Source organism: Flavobacterium sp. N1719 (assembly GCF_025947045.1).
GTDB classification, from domain to species: domain Bacteria; phylum Bacteroidota; class Bacteroidia; order Flavobacteriales; family Flavobacteriaceae; genus Flavobacterium; species Flavobacterium stagni.
Map to the genome: position 1 here is coordinate 1 of NZ_CP109993.1, position 20,519 is coordinate 20,519.

Sequence of the window (20,519 nt, forward strand, 5' to 3'; positions counted from 1 at the left end):
ATGAGTAAAACTGCGCAATCAGTATGGGAGAATTGTCTTTCATTCATAAAGGACAATATCCAGGAGCAAGCTTTCAAAACTTGGTTTGAACCTATCAAATCCGTTGAACTTACTGATAATGCATTGTACATTCAGGTTCCGAGCAAATTCTTTTACGAATGGCTCGAGGAACACTATGTAAAACTGTTAAAGGTGGCGTTAACCCGAGAACTTGGAAAAAACGCAAAGTTACTGTATAAAATTAAGATGGAAAACACCTATGGCAACAAACAACCGTTCACGGAGCAGTTGCCAAGCGCGCACCGCAGTCCGATTAAATCACAAAACGTTGATGCTCCGTATAAAAACTTGAATCCGGAGTTAAAAAATCCGTTTGTGATTCCAGGAATTCGCAATGTTAAAATTGAGTCGCAATTAAATCCAAACTACAGTTTTGACAATTTCTTGGAGGGTGATTCCAACCGCTTAGCCCGTTCAGCCGGTTTGGCTGTAGCGAATAAACCGGGAGGAACTTCATTCAACCCGCTCTTGATTTTTGGTGGCGTTGGTTTGGGTAAAACCCATTTGGCACATGCCATTGGGGTTGAAATCAAAGACAAATATCCTGAAAAAACCGTGCTGTACATTTCAGCCGAAGTGTTCACCCAACAATATATTGATTCGGTTAAGAAAAACAACCGAAACGATTTTATTCACTTCTATCAATTGATTGATGTATTAATCATTGACGATGTGCAATTCCTTTCTGGAAAATCAGGAACACAAGATGTGTTTTTCCACATTTTCAACTATTTGCATCAAAACGGCAAGCAAGTTATTTTGACTTCTGACAAAGCGCCGGTGGATATGCAAGATATTGAGCAACGTTTATTGTCTCGCTTCAAGTGGGGACTTTCGGCGGAGTTACACCAACCCGATTACGAAACGCGCGTATCGATTTTACGCAACATTTTGTACCGTGATGGCGTAGAAATGCCGAATGACATTGTAGAATATGTGGCGCAAAACATCAAATCCAACGTTCGTGAATTGGAAGGTGCCATCATTTCTTTGATTGCGCAATCTTCGTTCAACAAAAAAGAGGTAACCATTGAATTAACGAAAAGTATCGTCGAGAAATTCGTTAAAAATGTAAAACGTGAAATTTCAATTGATTACATCCAAAAAGTAGTTTCGGATTATTTCCAATTGGACATCGATACGTTACAATCCAAAACCCGCAAGCGCCATGTGGTGCAAGCGCGCCAATTGGCCATGTTCTTTGCTAAGAAATTCACCAAAGCTTCTTTAGCAAATATTGGTTCACAAATTGGTGACCGCGATCACGCTACGGTTCTTCACGCTTGTAAAACAGTTGACAACTTAGTAGCCACCGACAAACAGTTCAAAAAGTTTGTGGAAGATATCAACAAAAAGTTGTCATTGTAGTCGGGTTTCGTACTTTTGTGCCGAAATTTAAGTACACTTTTCCATCATGCCTGTTAAAATTTTAATGGTATGTTTGGGCAACATTTGTCGTTCGCCATTGGCGGAAGGACTTTTGGCCTCCAAATTGCCTAAAGATCAGTTTTTTGTTGATTCCGCTGGAACGGGAAACTACCATGTTGGTCGTCAACCGGACCATCGTTCTATAGCTACGGCTGATAAAAATGGTTTAGACATTTCACACCAAAAGGCACGTCAATTTACTTCTAAAGATTTCGACACTTTTGATTACATCTATGTCATGGATAATTCCAATTATGACGATGTGGTTTTTTTAGCCAAAAATGAGGCACAAAAGCAAAAGGTGCAATTGATTTTGGACGCCTTGTTCCCCGGTGATAATGTAGATGTCCCCGATCCGTATTACGGTCTACAAAATGGTTTTGATATGGTATACGAAATGCTGGATGAAGCCACCGATATTATTGCCCAACGTTTATTGGAGAAATAATGGAAACGACTCCCAAAGGAAAACTGTATCTCATTCCGATAACCCTAGGAGAAAATGATCCACTAGAGGTATTGCCTTATACTGTTCAACGTATTATCGAAGTCATTGATATTTATATCGTTGAAAATGAAAAAACGGCGCGTCGTTTTATCAAAAAAATTACACCTGAAAAACCCCAACCTTCTTTACAACTCAGCACTTTAAACAAGCATACTCAAGCAAGTGAACACCGCAGCATGCTGCAACCTTGTATGGAAGGAAAAAATGTAGGATTAATGAGTGAAGCGGGTTGTCCTGGGGTCGCTGATCCGGGGGCAGACATTGTCAAACTCGCCCATGAACGCGGCATACAAGTGGTTCCTTTAGTGGGACCTTCCTCAATCCTATTGGCGATGATGGCCAGTGGTATGAACGGTCAAAGTTTTGCTTTTAACGGTTACTTACCGATTGACAAAGGAGAAAAGAAAACGGCTTTAAAAAACTGGGAACGCCTTTCATTGGAACGCAACCAATCCCAATTATTCATTGAAACACCGTATCGAAACAATCGTTTACTGGAGGATTTACTTCAGCATTTACATCCCAATACATTACTGTGTATTGCAGCAGATCTCACACTTCCTACAGAATACATAAAAACGCTACGCATAACCGACTGGAAAAGACAAAAGGTAGATTTGGATAAACGTCCGGCGATTTTTATCCTGCATAAAACCCATTAAAAAAGCCCCCAATTCGGAGGCTATTTTTTTACTTTACTTGTGGATTTTTTTCTGCTAAAAGATTATGGGTTTCATAACCCCCAAATCGTTTCATATAGGTTTTCACGGATGTACCGTACCCATCACGGCATTTCCGTTCGCCATTGCTCTTCAAAAAGCGTCGAACAGATCCAGGGCCACCCAAGTGTGCAGCCGCTAGAATTCCGGATTCGGTGATGTAAACACCGCCAATTGTTTTTCCGCGGTACCGTTTGATTTCGTTACGCAAAACCCATTTGTGTTTTTTCAACAAGGCAACAAATGCTTTTTCCTGTAATTCAGGATTACGCATAAAAGCTGCTGGATTGTGAATACCAATCGAGGCTAAGGTTTGGGGACCAAATTGGTATTTCCCCATAAACCCTTTGGTATTGATTTTTTTGTAATTCCCTTGTGATTCTTTGAAAGCTAAAGCTTCTTTAAAACCGATAAAATACTTTCCTGTGAATGGAATTGTATTGTTGTTATAGTCGTTTGGATTTTGAGAAGGAAGTTGGTATACTAATTCATCCTGCTCATCAACGTAAAACCAATTGTGGTCGCTTACGTCTAAGGGTTTAAATGCGGAACTAATAAATCCGATTACAAGTAAAATGGTAAGATAATACGTCCATTTTCTGATCATATAGTTTGTTTTCCAAGCCCTGTCACCACTTGATTAGCGGGGGCGAATATACGACCTTTTTTGAAATAAATATTGAATATCAGGCAGTTAATTACTTGTTAAAAGTAAATCCAATGCCCTTTCCATTTTCCGGACGCCTGATATTCAAGGGTTGGCGCAGGAATTTTTAAAAAGTTGATGGTTGAAAATACCGTCTTTAAAATTCTATTTTTTGTACGAATTTTCGTTAAATCTATATCAAGACTGAGGTAAAATTGTCGTTCCCGTGGATAGTTATTTAATCCTAAAACGGTATTATTTTCACTTTTCCCGGTTAATAATCCATTTGCACCATACCCTACTGCTACATTTAACCAATTGGGGATTAAATTACTTTTGGTAAAGGCTTGAAGATTGGCAGAGAGCCAATAGGTTTGTCCGTTGTAATCTTTCAATAATTGTTCGTTGAATGTGTTCCCCAGCGTATTGGGTCGTTGCGGTGCAAAATAAGTTTGATGAAAGGAAAATTTGGGAAGAATTCGCTGTTCTTTCCAAAGCAGTTCCTGACTCACAAACAAAGCCGTCCCGGTTGTATTGGCCACTACATCACCCAATGAAGCGCCCCATTCTGCGGAATAACCATCAAGCACTTCGACAACCGACATAAATGCCCAAGCCGAAGCAGCGCCATAGAGCAACTGACTTTTTTGCGACATCCCGGCCCAACGGAAAGATTCAGCACTCAAACGACTAAGATGATAACACGATAGCAAATGACCTGCTTTATCCATTTGTAGCCATTCGTCATTATCATTGATAAAATGAAACTTGGATTGCGGGTAATCGCTATACCACAATTGATGGAGTCCGACTAATGCAGTGGTTGCTAATCCTGTCGTAGTTATCACTACCGTATTTCTTCTCGGTTTATTTAACGAGTCGGAGGGTTTTAAAAAAGAAAACTGTTCACTTTGAGCGTGAAGACTCAAGGTGAACAGCAATAGTATTGTGTATAAAAAACGATACATTCGTTAGCGTGTCGTTCCTGTAGAATTGATCCAATCGGCGTATTTCTTGGCATTCACCTGATGTTCTGGATAAGTAGCCGCGAATTCATGGTAGCCAAAACGATCTACACTAGCACAGAAATAAATATAATTGTGTTTTTCGGGATTTAAAACTGCGTCTATAGCTGTAATATCAGGCATAGCGATGGGTCCTGGAGGCAAACCTACATGCACATACGTATTATAAGGAGAAGACAGCGTAAGGTCGCCATACAATACCCTTTTGATGACTTTGGTAAAATCATTATCCTTCAATTTCAAGGCATATATTACCGTAGGATCCGCTTGTAAAGGCATCCCTTGTTGCAAGCGATTCAAATATGCACCGGCTACGCGGGGACGTTCATCTTTCTTGACCGTTTCTTTATGCACGATAGAAGCCAAAGTAATCACTTCTACAGGAGACATTCCTAATTTTTCGGCTTTGGCCAAACGATCGGTATTCCAGAAATTTTTATATTCTTTCAACATTTTATCTCTAAATTTTTCGGCTGAAATATTCCAATAAAATTCATAGGAATTGGGGATAAACATGGCGATTACATTTTCTTTTGTAAATCCATTTTCTTTTAAAAAAATAGAATCGCGAAACACTTTCATCAATTGGGTTGTATCGGGTTCAATTTGTTGACTGAAACGCACACACAAATCTTCCAAACGCTCTTGATTATTGAAAGTCAGTTTAACGGGTATATTGTGGCGTAATGCGGCAACAATCCCGAAATTGCCCATACCCTTTTTTAATAAAAACCGTCCGGGTTTTACATTTTGATCATAGCGACGAAGCGAAGCCATGTTTTCAAATCCGCCCATTCCGTCGATATAAGGCGCAATTATTTTTTTTACCTCTTCGAAATTGGAACCTGTTGGAACAGTTACCCATTTTTCCTCTTCATTAAAAGTTGTATTCGATGCAAAAAAACGAAGATAGAATCCGATCCCCACGATAAGCACTAACCCACCAATACTGTACAGTAATTTTTTCTTATTTGCGAACATTTTTATTGTTTTAATTTTGAATCAATTGATACAAGGATTCGTCAAAATAGTGTCCGTTGCGACAAATCCAATCTTTTTTAACGCCTATTTTTTGGAAGCCAAATGTAGTAAAAAGGGCTATACTCGCCGCATTATCTTCACCAATATTTGCATAGACTTGGTGCAATTGAAGATGCGTAAATGCATAATCCACCAACAATTGTAAAGCTTCTCTCCCCCAACCTTTTCCGCGATTTTGTTCTTCTTTGATGATTATTCCGATTCCCGCGCGACGATTGACGGGATCAAAATCAAACAAGTCAATTAAACCAATCGCTTCTTCCGTTCCATTTTGGCAAATCGCGAGACGCAATTGTTTGGCTTCAAAAATATCTTGGTGAGCGTTTTCAAGGTATTGCCTTATCAAAAACCGACTGTAGGGTGTGATCGTGTTGCTTACTTCCCAAATGAATTCCTCGTTTTCGATAGCATATAAAAAGGCTAAATCCTCGGGTTCGAGGGCACGCAAGTATAAATTAGTTCCGTGTAAGGTTTGCATCAGATTTCAATTTCACCGTTATAAACGAAAGTAGCTGGCCCGATTAAATGTACGTTGGAGTACTTCCGGTCGTTAACCTCGAAGGCTACTTGCAATTTTCCCCCTTCCACGTCCAAATCGATGACATGGGCTGTGGTTTTTCCTAATGCATGCATTGCAATGGCTGTGGCTGTAGCGCCCGTTCCACAAGAAAGTGTTTCATCTTCAACACCGCGCTCATAGGTTCGCAATCGAAAATGATTTTTACCTAAAGGCTGCACAAAATTCACATTACTACCCGCTTTGCCGTACAAATCCGAATAGCGAATGGCGGCTCCTTGATTTTTTACATCGAACGAAGACAAATCATCGACAAGTGTCACATGATGGGGCGAACCCGTATTTAAAAAAAACATACTCCGGTTGTAGTGAAATTGTATTCACATCAATCATTTGTAACGATATGATTCCATTGGAATCAACATGCGCATGGTGCAATCCATCGACAGCATTGAAGGTTGCTTTATTTTCAATTACGCCTTGACTTTTCGCAAAAGCGGTCAAACAACGCCCACCATTGCCGCACATCGAACTCTCATTTCCATCGGAATTGTAGTAGACCATTTTGAAATCTGACAGGGTGTCATTTTCCAGCAATATCAATCCATCGGCACCAATGCCAAACCGACGGTCGCATAAATGCTCTATAAGTTTGGTATCATTTTTGGGAAAAAATAAAGTACGGTTGTCGACCATGATAAAGTCGTTACCGGTTCCTTGGTATTTTTGAAATTTGAGCAGCATTTTTACTTTTGTATAAAGAACAAAGTTACGAATATTAATAGCACGTTAAACAATGTTAAACGAGCGTTAAAGGAAAAGGGTCCGGGTAATATTTTAATAATTTTGAGGTTAAATAGTGAACTAATTTTTGACGTATGAAACGATTATCAAGTTTGTTTTTAGTATCGCTTTTGAGTGGTGCAACTACTTTAGGAGCGTATAAACTATTTATTGAAAAAGGAAATTCACGTGAAGGTATAGTCACGTTAGCGCCCAATTACGGAACGCGAACCGTTGGCATGGGAGCTGAAAATATTGATTTTACTGCAGCTGCAGACAATGCAGTGCATACGGTTGTACACGTTAAAAATGTATCCGTGAGAACCGTTTACGACCCTATTCGCGAATTTTTCTACGGTTCTCGTGGTGGCATTCAACAAGAGCAAGTTGGAACAGGTTCGGGCGTCATTATTTCCCAAGACGGCTATATTGTGACCAACAATCACGTGATCAAGGATGCTTCTGAGTTGGAAGTCACATTAAACAACAAAAAAGTATACAAAGCCAAATTAATTGGAACCGACGCCAAAATGGACTTGGCTTTATTAAAAATTGATGCGGATGAAAAGTTACCATTTGCCACATTTGCCGATTCGGATCAAGTGAAAGTTGGCGAATGGGTTTTGGCCGTGGGGAATCCATATAACCTAACTTCTACTGTAACCGCGGGAATTGTTTCAGCTAAGGCAAGAAATTTAGACACTAAAGGAATTCAATCTTTCATTCAAACGGATGCGGCTGTAAACCCCGGAAACAGTGGTGGTGCCTTAGTAAATACAAAAGGTGAATTAGTGGGTATCAACACGATGATTTCCTCGCCAACGGGAAGCTATGCAGGGTATTCTTTTGCAATTCCTTCCAATATTACCCGTAAAATCATTGAGGATATTATGGAATTTGGAAATGTACAACGCGGAGTTTTAGGTGCTGTGGGGAATGAATTAAATGGGACAACAGCAAAACAACTCGGATTAAAACAAACGGAAGGCTATTACATTACGAATGTGATTGAAAATTCGGGAGCAGCCAAAGCGGGTATTAAAAAAGGAGATATTATTGTCAAATTGGACAATCAAAAAATAACTTCTTATTCTGAATTAAACGGTTACATTAATACAAAACGTCCGAATGACAAAGTAAATGTGACGATTATTCGTGATGGTGCAACGAAAATTGTTCCTGTAACGTTGATTAAAAACGACTTGATGAATACCGAATTCCGAGGTATGGAATTGGAAAACATTAATGCAGGGGACAAAAAGCGATTCAATATCGAGTCGGGTGTAAAAATCAAAGACATTACCAACGAACGATTGTTGCCTTACAAGGATGAGTTGATTGGCAGTGTGATATTACGTATAGATAATGCCAATGCGACGGATATTGAAACGGTTTCTAAAATATTAGGCAACAAAGACGATCGCGAGGGTGCGAGTGTACAATTAATCACAAAAAACGGACAAGTTTTACGATTTATCATCTAATATTTAGACATTATAAATCTCAAAACCACCTCCAATATAAGAGGTGGTTTTTTTTTGGAAAAAAGTTGGCAAAATATTTTACGAAAACGTTGTAGTTAATTACTTTTGCACCGGATTAAATAAATGTACAACACAACCTTAACCCAATACTTATGACGAATATCCAGCAATACGAGAAAGAACTGGCATTTCAAGTTGACCGTAGAAAAGCGGCCGTAGACATTATTAAAATTGTGAGCGATTTATGGTACGACAAATCAATCGAATTGATTTTTTTCCGTAATCCATTATTAAACCGCAACGTCAGTGACATCATGAACTTGCATGAATATGCAGGGGAATTCATTCAAAAACCCATCAATGTTTTTGATACCGATGAAATTGTCAAAGCACTTTCTAATTTAGACTTACCGCCCTCTCGTATCGATATTGGAAAATTGACGTACGAATTTCATTTAGACACCAACACCATGCACGATGCCCGTGCTTTTGTGATTGATCGTTTGAAAGATTCGAAAAAGTCGCAAGAAATCAAACCTAAAGACGTCGTGCTTTATGGTTTTGGACGAATCGGACGTTTATTGGCGCGTGAAATGATGAGTAAAATTGGAAAAGGAGAGCAATTACGTTTGCGTGCGATTGTGACGCGTGACCGCAATGATGCACAATCCTTAGAAAAAAGAGCGTCCTTATTGCGATATGATTCTGTTCATGGTGATTTTGAAGGATCGGTTGCTGCAGATGTAGCCAACAATGCATTAGTAATCAACGGCACAACAGTACATATTATCACGGCAGCTGGACCTGAGGAAATCGATTATACCCAATACGGCATTGAAGACGCTTTGGTGATTGACAATACTGGTGCGTTCACTACAGAAGAAGCCTTGAAACGTCATTTGACATCCAAAGGTGTGGAAAAAGTATTATTGACGGCGCCAGGCAAAGGTGTTCCCAATATTGTACACGGAGTTAATCACAACGAATACAACCCCGATGAAGTAAAAATATACTCGGCGGCTTCGTGTACAACAAATGCGATTACTCCAATTTTAAAAGCGGTTGAAGATACGTTAGGAGTAGTAAAAGGTCACTTAGAAACAATCCACGCGTATACGAATGACCAAAATTTAGTGGACAACATGCATAAAAAATACCGTAGAGGTAGAGCGGCTGCGTTAAATATGGTTATTACAGAAACCGGTGCGGGCAGTGCTGTGGCAAAGGCATTACCCAGTTTGGCAGGTAAGTTAACTTCTAATGCTATTCGTGTTCCCGTACCAAACGGATCTTTAGTGGTCTTGAATTTAGAAGTGGGAAAAACGACTTCGGTTGAAGAAGTAAACAATATCATGCGAAAGTATGCCTTAGAAGGCGAATTAGTGGAACAAATTAAATATTCTTTGAATAACGAATTGGTTTCTTCGGATATTGTAGGCACTTCTGCCCCATCCATTTATGACAGTAATGCGACAATTGTCTCTGCCGATGGAAAAAACATTGTATTATATGTTTGGTATGATAACGAATACGGCTATAGTCATCAAGTGATTCGATTAGCCAAATACATTTCAAAAGTAAGACGATACACTTATTATTAATAGTTATTAATTCAGCATTAAAAAAGTCCGGTCCAAAACCGGACTTTTTTGTTAAATAAATTAAGATAGTCTTAATATTCACCTAGTTAATGAATTATGTATGAATAAATATTTTATATTCGCTTTATCAAAATAGCCCAAACTACTTGATCATGAAAAAATTACTAATGCTTATGCTGTTTTCAGCAGGCCAATTTGTATTGGCACAAGATGCCAATATAGAAGCATGTACCAAAACCTATCGGTACGGTTATAACGGAATGGAACTCATCGCAAACACTCCGAAAGAGACCATTATTGTGAGTACGTATAATTCCAAACTCATTTTAAAAGAAGATATAGCGCAACGCATTTTTCAATATTATTGGGAAAATTTACGTAAAAACGGGACTGACCCTATTACACTGACTATTGAAGGGCAACAAGCAAAAGTGACTGGAAAATGCATTGTAACCAAAAAAGGGAAGTTGACGACGATTGAATTTCACTATGAAAAAGTAGAATGGCCAGACGGAATTACGGAATTATACCGAAATACTTTTGGATAAACGTTACTTTACACAAAATACCAACCGCTCATTGCAGCGGTTTTTTCATACCCAAAAATAACATTTATGTAATACTTATATTACATTTATTATTTTTTAATGCATTTTATCGATTTTATTTGTATTTTATCGATATAATGTTGTAATATTGATTCAAGAAAAAGAAAGTACGTTCATCATAATAGTCCCCAAATCTATTATAAACCAACCTACTAGACTATGCGACAATTAGCTTTTTTAATTGTACTAGTCAGTCTCTATGGAAATGCACAAAATCAGGTTACCGCTCCCTACAAATATGGGAAGAATGGTATGGAATATATTGTGAAATACAAAAGTGGTATGACCATTATTGTGAGCACTTTTAATTCCCGACCTGATTTGATTGAACCGATTTCGATTGCGATATTTGACTATTACAAAGAAAACAAACCGAAATCAGGCACACGAATTCAATTGCGCACTAGCGGTGCTCTTGTCAATGGAACGTGTAAAATCACCTGCATTGAACAATTAACTTCGATAGAATTTCATTATGAATCTGTCGAATGGGACAACGGGATTACAGAAGTTTATGTAAATCCGGGAAAATCCCCACCCACATTATCCCAAACGGCTATAGCCGTCGAAGAATAGCACTCATATATTATTATTTTGTTTAGGTTATTAAGAAAAACGCCCCTTTGTGCAAGGGGCGTTTTTTGATGCAAAAATGTATTACTAACCGATTAGGCTTTACCTGCGGCAGCAATAAGATTCAAGGCAGAACCTGCTTTAAACCATTCGATTTGTCCTTCGTTATAACTATGGTTAGCTAGGATTGTATCCGTAGAACCATCTGCATGAACGACTTCCAATGTCAACGGTTTTCCTGGAGCAAATGCTGTCAAGTCCACAAAGTTGAATGTGTCATCTTCTTGGATTTTATCATAATCGGCTTCGTTAGCAAAAGTTAGCGCTAACATCCCTTGTTTTTTCAAATTGGTTTCGTGAATACGGGCAAATGATTTCACCAATACTGCAGAAACTCCTAAATGTCTTGGTTCCATTGCAGCGTGTTCACGTGAAGAACCTTCTCCGTAGTTTTGATCACCCACAACAATTGATGCAATACCTGCAGCTTTGTAGGCGCGTTGTACTTTTGGCACTTCATCATACGCTCCTGTCAATTGATTTTTCACCGAATTGGCTTTTCCATTGAACGCATTTTCAGCACCAATTAACATGTTGTTGGAGATGTTATCCAAATGTCCACGGAAACGCAACCATGGTCCGGCCATCGAGATATGATCCGTTGTACATTTACCAAACGCTTTAATCAACAATTTAGCTCCAGTAATATTTTGACCATTCCAAGGTTGGAACGGATCTAACAATTGCAAACGTTCAGAGGTTGGCGAAACCACAACATTCACTCCACTACCATCAGCAGCTGGTGCTTGATAGCCCGCGTCTTCTACGGCAAAACCTTTTGAAGGTAATTCGTCTCCCACTGGTGGCGTCAATTTAACCGCTTCACCGTTATCATTTAAAATCGTATCGGTAATTGGATTGAAGTCCAAACGCCCTGAAATGGCTAAAGCTGCTACCATTTCTGGAGAAGTCACAAAAGCATGGGTATTTGGATTACCGTCAGCACGTTTGGAGAAGTTACGGTTGAATGAGTGTACAATCGTATTTTTCTCACCTTTATCTGCACCTTCACGATCCCATTGTCCAATACAAGGTCCGCACGCATTGGTAAACACTTTAGTTCCCATTTTCTCAAAAGTGGCTAAAATACCATCGCGTTCAATCGTGTAACGGATTTGTTCAGAACCTGGATTTATCCCGAATTCTGCTTTTGGGGTAATGTTATTGGCAACTGCTTGCTCCACAATAGAAGCAGCACGCGCCATATCTTCGTACGATGAATTGGTACAAGAACCAATTAATCCCCACTCTACTTTTAATGGCCAACCGTTTTTCTCCGCTTCTTCCTTCATTTTAGAAGTTGGCGTTCCACGATCTGGTGTAAAAGGTCCGTTGATATGAGGCTCTAGTTCAGATAAATTAATTTCAATTAATTGATCAAAGTATTGTTCAGGGTTTGCATACACTTCAGCATCTGCTGTCAAATAAGCCGCTACTTGGTCTGCAGCATCTACTACATCTTGACGACCGGTGGCAATCAAATAACGACGCATAGAATCATCATAACCGAAAGTAGAAGTGGTAGCTCCAATTTCTGCTCCCATGTTACAAATGGTACCTTTACCTGTACAAGACATGTTTTCAGCACCTTCCCCAAAATATTCCACAATAGCACCAGTTCCCCCTTTTACAGTTAGAATATCAGCCACTTTTAAAATAACATCTTTTGGAGCCGTCCAACCGTTTAATTTACCGGTCAATTTTACTCCAATTAATTTTGGAAATTTCAATTCCCATGACATCCCTGACATAACGTCTACGGCATCTGCACCACCAACACCGATAGCTAACATTCCCAAACCACCTGCATTCACCGTATGTGAATCGGTTCCAATCATCATTCCACCAGGAAATGCATAATTTTCTAAAACGATTTGGTGAATAATCCCTGAACCCGGTTTCCAGAATCCAATACCGTATTTATTAGAAACTGAAGACAAGAAATCAAATACTTCTTTGGATTGTGAATTGGCCACAGCTAAGTCGGTAGTAGCCCCAACTTTTGCTTGGATTAAGTGGTCACAGTGTACTGTTGTTGGAACAGCAACTTGAGATTTGCCTGCATGCATGAATTGCAACAAAGCCATTTGTGCAGTGGCATCTTGACAAGCCACGCGGTCTGGTGCGAAATCTACATAATCTTTACCTCTAGAGAACGCTTGTGATGGAGTACCCTCCCACAAATGCGCATATAAAATCTTTTCAGAAAGTGTAAGCGGACGACCCACTAACGCACGTGCTTGATCCACACGTTGTGGCATGTTAGCATACACCTTTTTAATCATTTCAATATCAAAAGCCATAAAAAAAGGTTTATTTGTTTGCAACGCAAATTTACGAAAACGATGTACTTTTAAAAAATATTTAATCAATTATCTTTATCGGCAGAAATAATTTGCCAAATAGATAAAATCAATAGATGATTTTTACCAAAATAGTATTTTATCGAAGAAAAATTAAAAATACTTGATTTTTTTAACCAAAACGAAGGATTGCAAAACTAGCCTTTGCGCTCGGTTCTTTTGTAGTATTTGAAGAATAAAAGAATTCCGCTCAATAAACTCACCACAAATATCCCCATCAATATAAAGGAGAGACTTGAAGCGTGTGCATTGGCTTTTATCTCAGTATAAATAGTATAAAACCGAAATCCCATAAATAGGGAAAAGAGAACCGTCAATACGCCCATGAGCATGCCTAGCAAACGGACTTTACTTAATGCTGCGACAACCACTAAAAATGCAGCAACGAGAGCGTAGTAATTGATCAGTCCCGATTCTAAATAGTTTTCCAAAAACCAAAAAAGGGCAATGGACACGATAATAAATTCCGGGATAAACCACAATACTTTTTTAATCATTACAGTAGTTTTTGAATGATCATTTCTTCCGAGATTCCTTCGGCATCTGCTTTGTAATTTTTGATAATACGGTGGCGTAAAATCCCTTCAGCAACCGCTTTGACATCTTCAATATCAGGCGAATATTTACCGGAGAAAGCGGCATGGGCTTTGGCAGCTAAAATTAAATTTTGCGAAGCACGAGGCCCTGCGCCCCAATCCAAATAATTTTTCACATAATCCGAAGCCATGGCTCCATTGGGTCGGGTTTTATTCACCAATCCGACAGCATATTCAATCACATTATCGGCAACTGGGATACGACGAATCAAATGTTGGAACTCAATGATTTCCTCACCTGTAAACAACGCATTGATGGTGGGTTTGGAGTCATTGGTCGTACTTTTCACCACTTGAACTTCTTCCTCAAATGTGGGGTATTCCAATTTTATAGCAAACATAAAACGGTCCAATTGGGCTTCAGGAAGTGGATAGGTTCCCTCCTGTTCAATGGGGTTTTGTGTTGCTAATACAAAATACGGCAAATCCAATTTGTAATTGTGTCCCGCAATTGTCACTGCGCGTTCTTGCATGGCTTCTAACAAAGCGGCTTGTGTTTTGGGTGGTGTACGGTTGATCTCGTCAGCTAAAATAATATTGGAGAAAACGGGACCTTTGATAAATTTAAACTGGCGATTTTCATCTAAAATTTCACTTCCTAAAATATCGGATGGCATCAAATCGGGTGTAAATTGAATACGTTTAAAATCCAAGCCCAAAGCTTGTGCAATGGTATTTACCATCAACGTTTTTGCCAATCCGGGCACACCTACAAGCAAAGCATGTCCGCCTGAAAAAATACTCAACAAGATTTGGTCCACCACGGCATTTTGACCTACAATTACTTTTGAAATTTCAGTCTTAAGTTCGTTGCGTTTTTGAACTAAATTTTGAATCGCTGTTACATCTGACATAGTTGGAGTGTGCTAGAATTAGGGATTAATTTTTCAACCAATTGTTGGTGAATTTACAATCTTTGTATTCACTGTTGATTTTAATATAGGTCTCTTTAATTTTTTGATCAAACCATTTTCCAATGGCTTTTAATTGCTTCTCTTTTAAAGCTAATTCGCGAATTTTGGTATAATCTTTACTAAAATCGGCTAAATGCTCGTCTGATTTAGAAGTTACCGTAATGATTTTATAGCGTTTCCCGTTACGACCGTCATCATCAAACAACACTTGAGTCACTTCACCGCTTTTTAAATTAGAAACTTGGCTGTACAATTCAGGATCCATTTTTGTCAATTCAAAATGCGTATCCTGCGTTTTTGGATTGATTAAGGCACCACCGTTCGCACGGGTTTCTTTTTCATCGGATAAGGTACGAGCAGCATCTGCAAACGTAATTTCTTTATCCATGATACGCTTGCGAATTAAATCGGCACGTTCACGTGCTTCTTTTAATGAAGTGCTAGTCACCTTGGGCTTCATCAAAATATGGCGAATTTCCAAGTCTTGACCTCTGACTTTTTCCAAGTAAATAATATGGAAACCAAATTCAGTTTCAAAAGGATCCGATATTTCGCCTTCTTGCAATGAAAACGCTACATCTTTAAATTCTTTAACAAAAGGTGTTTTCTTGTTTATTTTATAATACCCCCCATTTGAACGGGAACCCGGATCTTCAGTATATAAAACGGCTTTGGTGGTAAAACTGGCCCCGTTTAACACTTCAGCTTTTATTTCTTTTAGACGATCAATAACGATTTTCTTTTCTTCATCGCTTACTTTCGGCGTAATTACAATTTGGGCAACTTCCACTTCAGAACCTACTAAGGGCAAATCATCTTTAGATAATTTTTGAAAAAATGTTCGCGTTTCTTCTGGAGTAATTTCCACAGCGCCCACAATTTTTTTGGTCATTTCTGAGGCCAATTGCTGTTGTTTTAAAATATCAAACAACTCCGCACGAAATTCATCTTCATTATCTTTTTTGAAATATTTGACTACGGCATCCATGGACTTCAATTGCTCCACCATGTAATCAATTTGTTGATTCATTCGCTCTTTAACCTCTTCATCTTTTACCTGGATAGAGTCTTGAATGGCCTGGTGCGCATACAATTTCTCTTCCATTAATTTACCCAGAATCTGACAACGCGTAATATCTTTTGTTGACTGGCCTTGACTTTCAATTTCCAAATACGTTTTATCAATATCTGAATCTAAAATATTGTAATCTCCAATCGTCGCAACAATTCCATCAATACGCTGTTTTTTGGGTGGATTCACCGATTTTTTTTCAGGTTGCTTTTCTGGAATGATTTCTTGAGCCACCATTGGAGTAGCTATAAATAAACCTAAAAAAAGAATTCGGATTAATTTGAATGTATGCATTGTTTTTATTTCTTTATTTGTTGTTTTACGCGTTCAAACACGTCTTTATTGATGTTGATTTGGAATTCTTTTTTTAGCGTGTCAATCCAATTTTGTTCTAAAAACTGTTGGTATTCATTGGTCACTCTTCCTTTGCATTCTTCCAAAGACTTGACTCCTGCCGGAATCACTTTTCGAATTTTTGCAATGTAATAATATTCCCCTTTTTGCGAAATATCAGTGTAGGTTTCACCAGCTTTGATGTTTTTAGGTAAGGCATCTGCCCCTTCTTCGTAGATGCCATCATACATCATCACATTCAACTCTTTTTCACTATTGAATTTTTCTTTAATAGTTTTAGCATCATTCCCTTTCTTCAATAGAGCCAACACCTTTTTCATCACATCGGGTTTGGTAGAAGAATAAATTTCTGCATCAAAACGCGTTTTCCAAAGGTATTTTTGCTTGTTTTTTTCATAGAAATCTTTCAAACCAATACTGTCTGTTTTTGCCTTTTGCCAAATTTCTTTTTCCATTAAATCAAACAAAAGCAATCCGTCACGGTATTCGCTCATGACAGCAGCAAACTCAGGGTATTCATTTTCAAGATTTTCATTGTTGAAAACAGCGCGTTGCTCATCGGCAAAACGACTAAAATAATGATCCACTAATTTTGAAACCGGTTTGATACCTACTGCACTTTTTTGTTGAGAATACAAATAATCCATGAAGGTTCCTCCCTTGATTTCTTTTGACCCAACAACAAAAAGTTTAGCATCAAATTTTTTCAAATCAGCCGGCATTTTCCATTCTCCTTTGTAAAAAGAATCATCGACTGATTTGGCAATCTCTTTATACAATTTAGATTCAGGTTTAACCGGATATTTTTTTCTCAGTTTCACCGCCAAAGCATCACTTATTTTCTTGGAGCGATCATCACGAGCGATTTTATTCTCCAACTCCACTTTCATTTCATCCTTAGTACGAAGCGGGAATTTGTCGTTCAATTTCACAATATGCCAACCATATGCTGTCTCAAAAGGCTTAGAAAGTGGATTTTCTTTGGTTAAAGCAAACGATTGATTTTCGAATTCTTCCGAACTTAATTGTCCCGAAGCAAATTTGTTAAGCACACCGCCTTTGGTGGACGAGGATTTGTCTTCGGAGAATTGTTTCGCCAATTCCTCAAATTGCTCCCCTTGTTGTAATTTTTGGTAAATCTCGTCAATTGTAGTTTTTGCTTTGGTTGGGTCTTCACCTTCCTTGGGTTTCAGAATCATGATGTGTGAAACCGCTACTTCTCCTCTATTGTTTCGAATATCATTAACTTTGATGATATGGTAGCCAAAACGACTACGAACAGGCATAGAAACTTGTCCTAAAGGCGTGTTATACGCACCGTTTTCAAAGGCATACACCATACGGAAAGCGGTAAAATACCCCAAATTTCCTTTATTTTCTTTCGCCGATGGATCTTGAGAAGTAGCCATAGCAACTGTTCCAAAATCTTCCCCATTTTTCACAATACGATCACGAATTGCCATAATTTTATTGTAGGCGGCTAAAGTATCTGCAGGTGCTGCATTTTCATCCACCATTAAAAGAATATGCGAAGCATTGATCTCTTTTTTGAGGCGTTCATACCCTTCATCAAGCAACTCTTGAGTTACTTTTGAGTCCATTAAATAATTTTTGGACAATTGCGTACGGTACGATTTTAACTCGTTTTGGTATTGGGTTCCATTTTGCAAGCCTAATTTAAACGCTTTATTAACCTTAAGTTTATATCCGATAAAGAGTTCGAGATATTGATCTAAATTCTTTTGGGATTCATCTTTTACCAAATCTAAGTTTTTGTTGTAAACTCGAATAAATTCATCGGTATAATAGGGATTGTTATCAATGGTAAAAAGCACTTCTTTGCCAGAATTTTGTTGTTGAGCCGACATTGTTAGTCCGGTCAAAAGGGCAAAAAATAAATTTCTTAAATTCATAATTTTAGCTCGAATTATCGTTTGTTCAACGTATCTAAAAAGGTTAGGTTCGAATCAACAAAAGTAAGAAAACGCAGGTATTAAACAAGTCGCCACCTTACTATTAACAAAAATTTATTAACACTTTTCAAATGCGATTTTCGAAGCAGCATTAATGGAAATAATTGAATGATAAATAGTATTTTTGCAGCCAATTTTAGAAGTTATGAATTTTTTACAAGAAATCGCACGTCGACGAACCTTTGGTATTATCTCTCACCCGGATGCTGGAAAAACCACATTAACTGAAAAACTCCTTTTATTCGGAGGAGCCATTCAAGAAGCGGGTGCGGTAAAAAGTAACAAAATCAAAAAAGGCGCCACGAGTGACTTTATGGAAATTGAGCGTCAACGGGGAATTTCGGTGGCGACTTCTGTATTGGCCTTTAATTATAAAGACAAAAAAATCAATATTCTGGATACGCCAGGTCACAAGGACTTTGCTGAAGATACCTACCGCACATTAACTGCTGTAGACAGTGTTATTGTTGTGATTGACGTAGCTAAAGGGGTTGAGGAGCAAACTGAAAAACTAGTTTCGGTATGCCGAATGCGTAATATACCAATTATTGTTTTCATCAATAAATTAGACCGTGAGGGTAAAGATGCCTTCGACTTGATGGATGAAGTTGAAAAAAAATTAGGACTACAAGTTACGCCTTTGAGTTTTCCAATTGGAATGGGTTATGATTTTCAAGGGATTTACAATATTTGGGAAAAGAACATCAATTTATTCAGCAGTGATAGTCGCAAAAACATTGAAGATGTCATTGCAATTAGTGACATTCAGAATCCAGAATTGGATAAAATAATTGGAGATAAAGCTGCTTCAAAATTGCGAGATGAATTGGAATTAATACAAGAAGTCTATCCTGAATTTGACCGAGAGCGCTATTTAAATGGTACGCTGCAACCAGTATTTTTTGGATCGGCATTGAACAATTTTGGAGTAAGAGAATTATTGGATGGTTTCATTGAAATTGCACCAAGTCCGAGAGCTAAAGAATCGGATACAAGATTAGTCGCTGCAGAAGAAACCAAACTTTCGGGATTTGTTTTTAAAATCCATGCCAATATGGACCCTAAACATCGTGACCGTTTGGCATTCATTAAAATTGTTTCAGGAACCTTTGAACGCAACAAACTCTACACGCATGTGCGGTTAGGGAAAAGTTTAAAATTCTCGAGTCCAAATGCCTTTTTTGCTGAGAAAAAAGAAATTGTTGATATTTCTTTCCCGGGTGACATTGTTGGCTTACACGATACGGGGAATTTTAAAATTGGAGATACTTTGACTGAAGGAGAAATCATGAACTTTAGAGGTATACCCAGTTTTTCACCGGAGCATTTTAGGTACATTAACAATGCTGACCCGATGAAAGCCAAACAGCTTGAAAAGGGCATCGACCAATTAATGGATGAAGGAGTAGCCCAATTATTTACCTTAGAAATGAATAATCGAAAAGTCATTGGAACGGTAGGCGCTCTTCAGTATGAAGTAATTCAATATCGTTTAGAACACGAATATGGTGCCAAATGTTCGTATGAAAATTTCCCCGTTCATAAAGCCTGTTGGGTAAAACCCGAAGATCCCAAAAATGAAGAGTTTTTGGAATTTAAACGAATCAAGCAAAAATTTCTAGCTCATGACAAGTATGGACAATTAGTATTTTTAGCGGATTCAGATTTTACCATTCAAATGACACAAAGTAAATATCCAACAGTAAAATTATTTTTTACATCAGAAATTGATTAAAAAAATCACTAAATACTACAATTTTAAAGCAATTAACAATCATTTAATCGATTATAATCTATTAAATAGGTTTAATTTAAAAAATGATTTTATATTTGTGACGTAAAATGATATGAAATGAAAAAAAGAATTTCTCAATTACTTTTGTTAAGTGCTTTATTTTGTGCTGATGTAAGTTTGTTTGCACAAGGTGGACCAGGAGGTACTGGTGATGGTGGTCTTGAAGGTGGTGACCCAGCCCCTGCCCCTATCAATACCAATCTATTTATTCTAACTATTGTAGCTGTTATTTTTGCAGGATATAAAATGAGAAACTATAGATTATCTTTGAAATAAGATAATTTCAAAACATATTAAACCGTCATGCTTTTTAAAAGCATGACGGTTTTTTTATACCTGAACTTTTTTAAAGTGTAGTTTCAATCAGAATAAAAAAAGGCCTCTCCAATGGAGAGGCCT

The 20,519-nt window shown here is 38.1% G+C and carries 18 protein-coding genes and 1 pseudogene; 9 read left to right on the forward strand and 10 right to left on the reverse strand.

Translation table 11 applies throughout. The features are described from left to right. Genes dnaA through OLM45_RS00015 form a run of 3 tightly spaced genes read left to right on the forward strand, consistent with a single transcriptional unit; the run spans nt 1 to nt 2,658 of the window. Entirely contained in the window at nt 1-1,428 is a 1,428-nt protein-coding gene (dnaA, locus tag OLM45_RS00005; RefSeq protein ID WP_129461349.1) for a chromosomal replication initiator protein DnaA, read from the forward strand. A 46-nt stretch (nt 1,429-1,474) separates the two neighbouring features. Continuing rightward, nucleotides 1,475-1,936, forward strand: a complete 462-nt coding sequence (locus tag OLM45_RS00010) for a low molecular weight protein-tyrosine-phosphatase (RefSeq protein WP_264510907.1) — start codon at nt 1,475-1,477, stop codon at nt 1,934-1,936. Continuing rightward, on the forward strand, nt 1,936-2,658 hold the full coding sequence (locus OLM45_RS00015) for an SAM-dependent methyltransferase (RefSeq protein ID WP_264510909.1): 723 nt from the start codon (nt 1,936-1,938) through the stop codon (nt 2,656-2,658). Before OLM45_RS00010 ends, OLM45_RS00015 begins: the two co-directional genes overlap by 1 nt. Before the next feature lie 28 nt (nt 2,659-2,686). On the opposite strand, the gene OLM45_RS00020 is transcribed toward OLM45_RS00015, so the two are convergent. From OLM45_RS00020 to dapF, 5 genes and pseudogenes are all read right to left on the reverse strand, one after another. After that, nucleotides 2,687-3,322: a lytic transglycosylase domain-containing protein gene (locus OLM45_RS00020; protein WP_264510911.1), complete on the reverse strand. Its 636-nt coding sequence runs from the start codon at nt 3,320-3,322 to the stop codon at nt 2,687-2,689. 98 nt (nt 3,323-3,420) lie between these two features. Further along, entirely contained in the window at nt 3,421-4,329 is a 909-nt protein-coding gene (locus OLM45_RS00025; protein ID WP_264510913.1) for a YfiM family protein, read from the reverse strand. Between the two features lie 3 nt (nt 4,330-4,332). After that, nucleotides 4,333-5,367, reverse strand: coding sequence for an endolytic transglycosylase MltG (gene mltG / locus OLM45_RS00030; RefSeq protein ID WP_264510915.1), 1,035 nt, complete (start codon nt 5,365-5,367; stop codon nt 4,333-4,335). Nucleotides 5,368-5,377: 10 nt separating this feature from the next. Beyond that, a complete protein-coding gene (locus OLM45_RS00035; protein ID WP_264510917.1) occupies nt 5,378-5,905 on the reverse strand; it encodes a GNAT family N-acetyltransferase in 528 nt (175 codons plus the stop codon). Continuing rightward, nucleotides 5,905-6,688, reverse strand: a pseudogene (dapF, locus tag OLM45_RS00040) (diaminopimelate epimerase). The gene OLM45_RS00035 and the pseudogene dapF overlap by 1 nt, the downstream one beginning before the upstream one ends. A 134-nt stretch (nt 6,689-6,822) precedes the next feature. Here dapF and OLM45_RS00045 point away from each other — a divergent pair. The 4 genes from OLM45_RS00045 to OLM45_RS00060 all read left to right on the forward strand — a co-directional run bounded on the left by OLM45_RS00045 (nt 6,823) and on the right by OLM45_RS00060 (nt 10,996). Further along, the gene (locus OLM45_RS00045) at nt 6,823-8,211 is read left to right on the forward strand and encodes a S1C family serine protease (protein WP_264510919.1); all 1,389 of its coding nucleotides are present in this window, start codon (nt 6,823-6,825) and stop codon (nt 8,209-8,211) included. Nucleotides 8,212-8,363: 152 nt separating this feature from the next. Then, nucleotides 8,364-9,812 carry a glyceraldehyde-3-phosphate dehydrogenase gene (locus tag OLM45_RS00050; RefSeq protein ID WP_129461340.1) on the forward strand — a complete coding sequence of 483 codons (1,449 nt, stop codon included), beginning with the start codon at nt 8,364-8,366 and terminating at the stop codon, nt 9,810-9,812. Between the two features lie 152 nt (nt 9,813-9,964). Further along, complete coding sequence (locus tag OLM45_RS00055) at nt 9,965-10,360, forward strand: hypothetical protein (protein WP_264510921.1); 396 nt, start codon at nt 9,965-9,967, stop codon at nt 10,358-10,360. A gap of 219 nt (nt 10,361-10,579) precedes the next feature. Continuing rightward, the gene (locus OLM45_RS00060; RefSeq protein WP_264510923.1) at nt 10,580-10,996 is read left to right on the forward strand and encodes a hypothetical protein; all 417 of its coding nucleotides are present in this window, start codon (nt 10,580-10,582) and stop codon (nt 10,994-10,996) included. Nucleotides 10,997-11,088: 92 nt separating this feature from the next. Here the strand turns inward: OLM45_RS00060 and OLM45_RS00065 are convergent, their stop codons facing one another. The 5 genes from OLM45_RS00065 to OLM45_RS00085 form a co-directional block, all read right to left on the reverse strand. Then, nucleotides 11,089-13,356 carry an aconitate hydratase gene (locus OLM45_RS00065; protein WP_264510925.1) on the reverse strand — a complete coding sequence of 756 codons (2,268 nt, stop codon included), beginning with the start codon at nt 13,354-13,356 and terminating at the stop codon, nt 11,089-11,091. A 197-nt stretch (nt 13,357-13,553) separates the two neighbouring features. Next, entirely contained in the window at nt 13,554-13,913 is a 360-nt protein-coding gene (locus tag OLM45_RS00070; protein ID WP_264510928.1) for a hypothetical protein, read from the reverse strand. Beyond that, nucleotides 13,913-14,866: an AAA family ATPase gene (locus OLM45_RS00075; protein ID WP_129461335.1), complete on the reverse strand. Its 954-nt coding sequence runs from the start codon at nt 14,864-14,866 to the stop codon at nt 13,913-13,915. Before OLM45_RS00075 ends, OLM45_RS00070 begins: the two co-directional genes overlap by 1 nt. Before the next feature lie 25 nt (nt 14,867-14,891). Continuing rightward, entirely contained in the window at nt 14,892-16,292 is a 1,401-nt protein-coding gene (locus tag OLM45_RS00080) for a peptidylprolyl isomerase (RefSeq protein ID WP_264510930.1), read from the reverse strand. Nucleotides 16,293-16,297: 5 nt separating this feature from the next. After that, complete coding sequence (locus OLM45_RS00085) at nt 16,298-18,265, reverse strand: peptidylprolyl isomerase (protein ID WP_264510932.1); 1,968 nt, start codon at nt 18,263-18,265, stop codon at nt 16,298-16,300. Nucleotides 18,266-18,470: 205 nt separating this feature from the next. On the opposite strand from OLM45_RS00085, the gene OLM45_RS00090 reads away from it, so the two are divergent. Continuing rightward, nucleotides 18,471-20,060 (forward strand): peptide chain release factor 3, encoded by a 1,590-nt coding sequence (locus OLM45_RS00090; RefSeq protein ID WP_129461332.1) that lies wholly within the window; start codon nt 18,471-18,473, stop codon nt 20,058-20,060. A gap of 117 nt (nt 20,061-20,177) precedes the next feature. Next, a complete protein-coding gene (locus OLM45_RS00095) occupies nt 20,178-20,396 on the forward strand; it encodes a hypothetical protein (protein ID WP_264510934.1) in 219 nt (72 codons plus the stop codon). Nucleotides 20,397-20,519 lie beyond the last annotated feature (123 nt).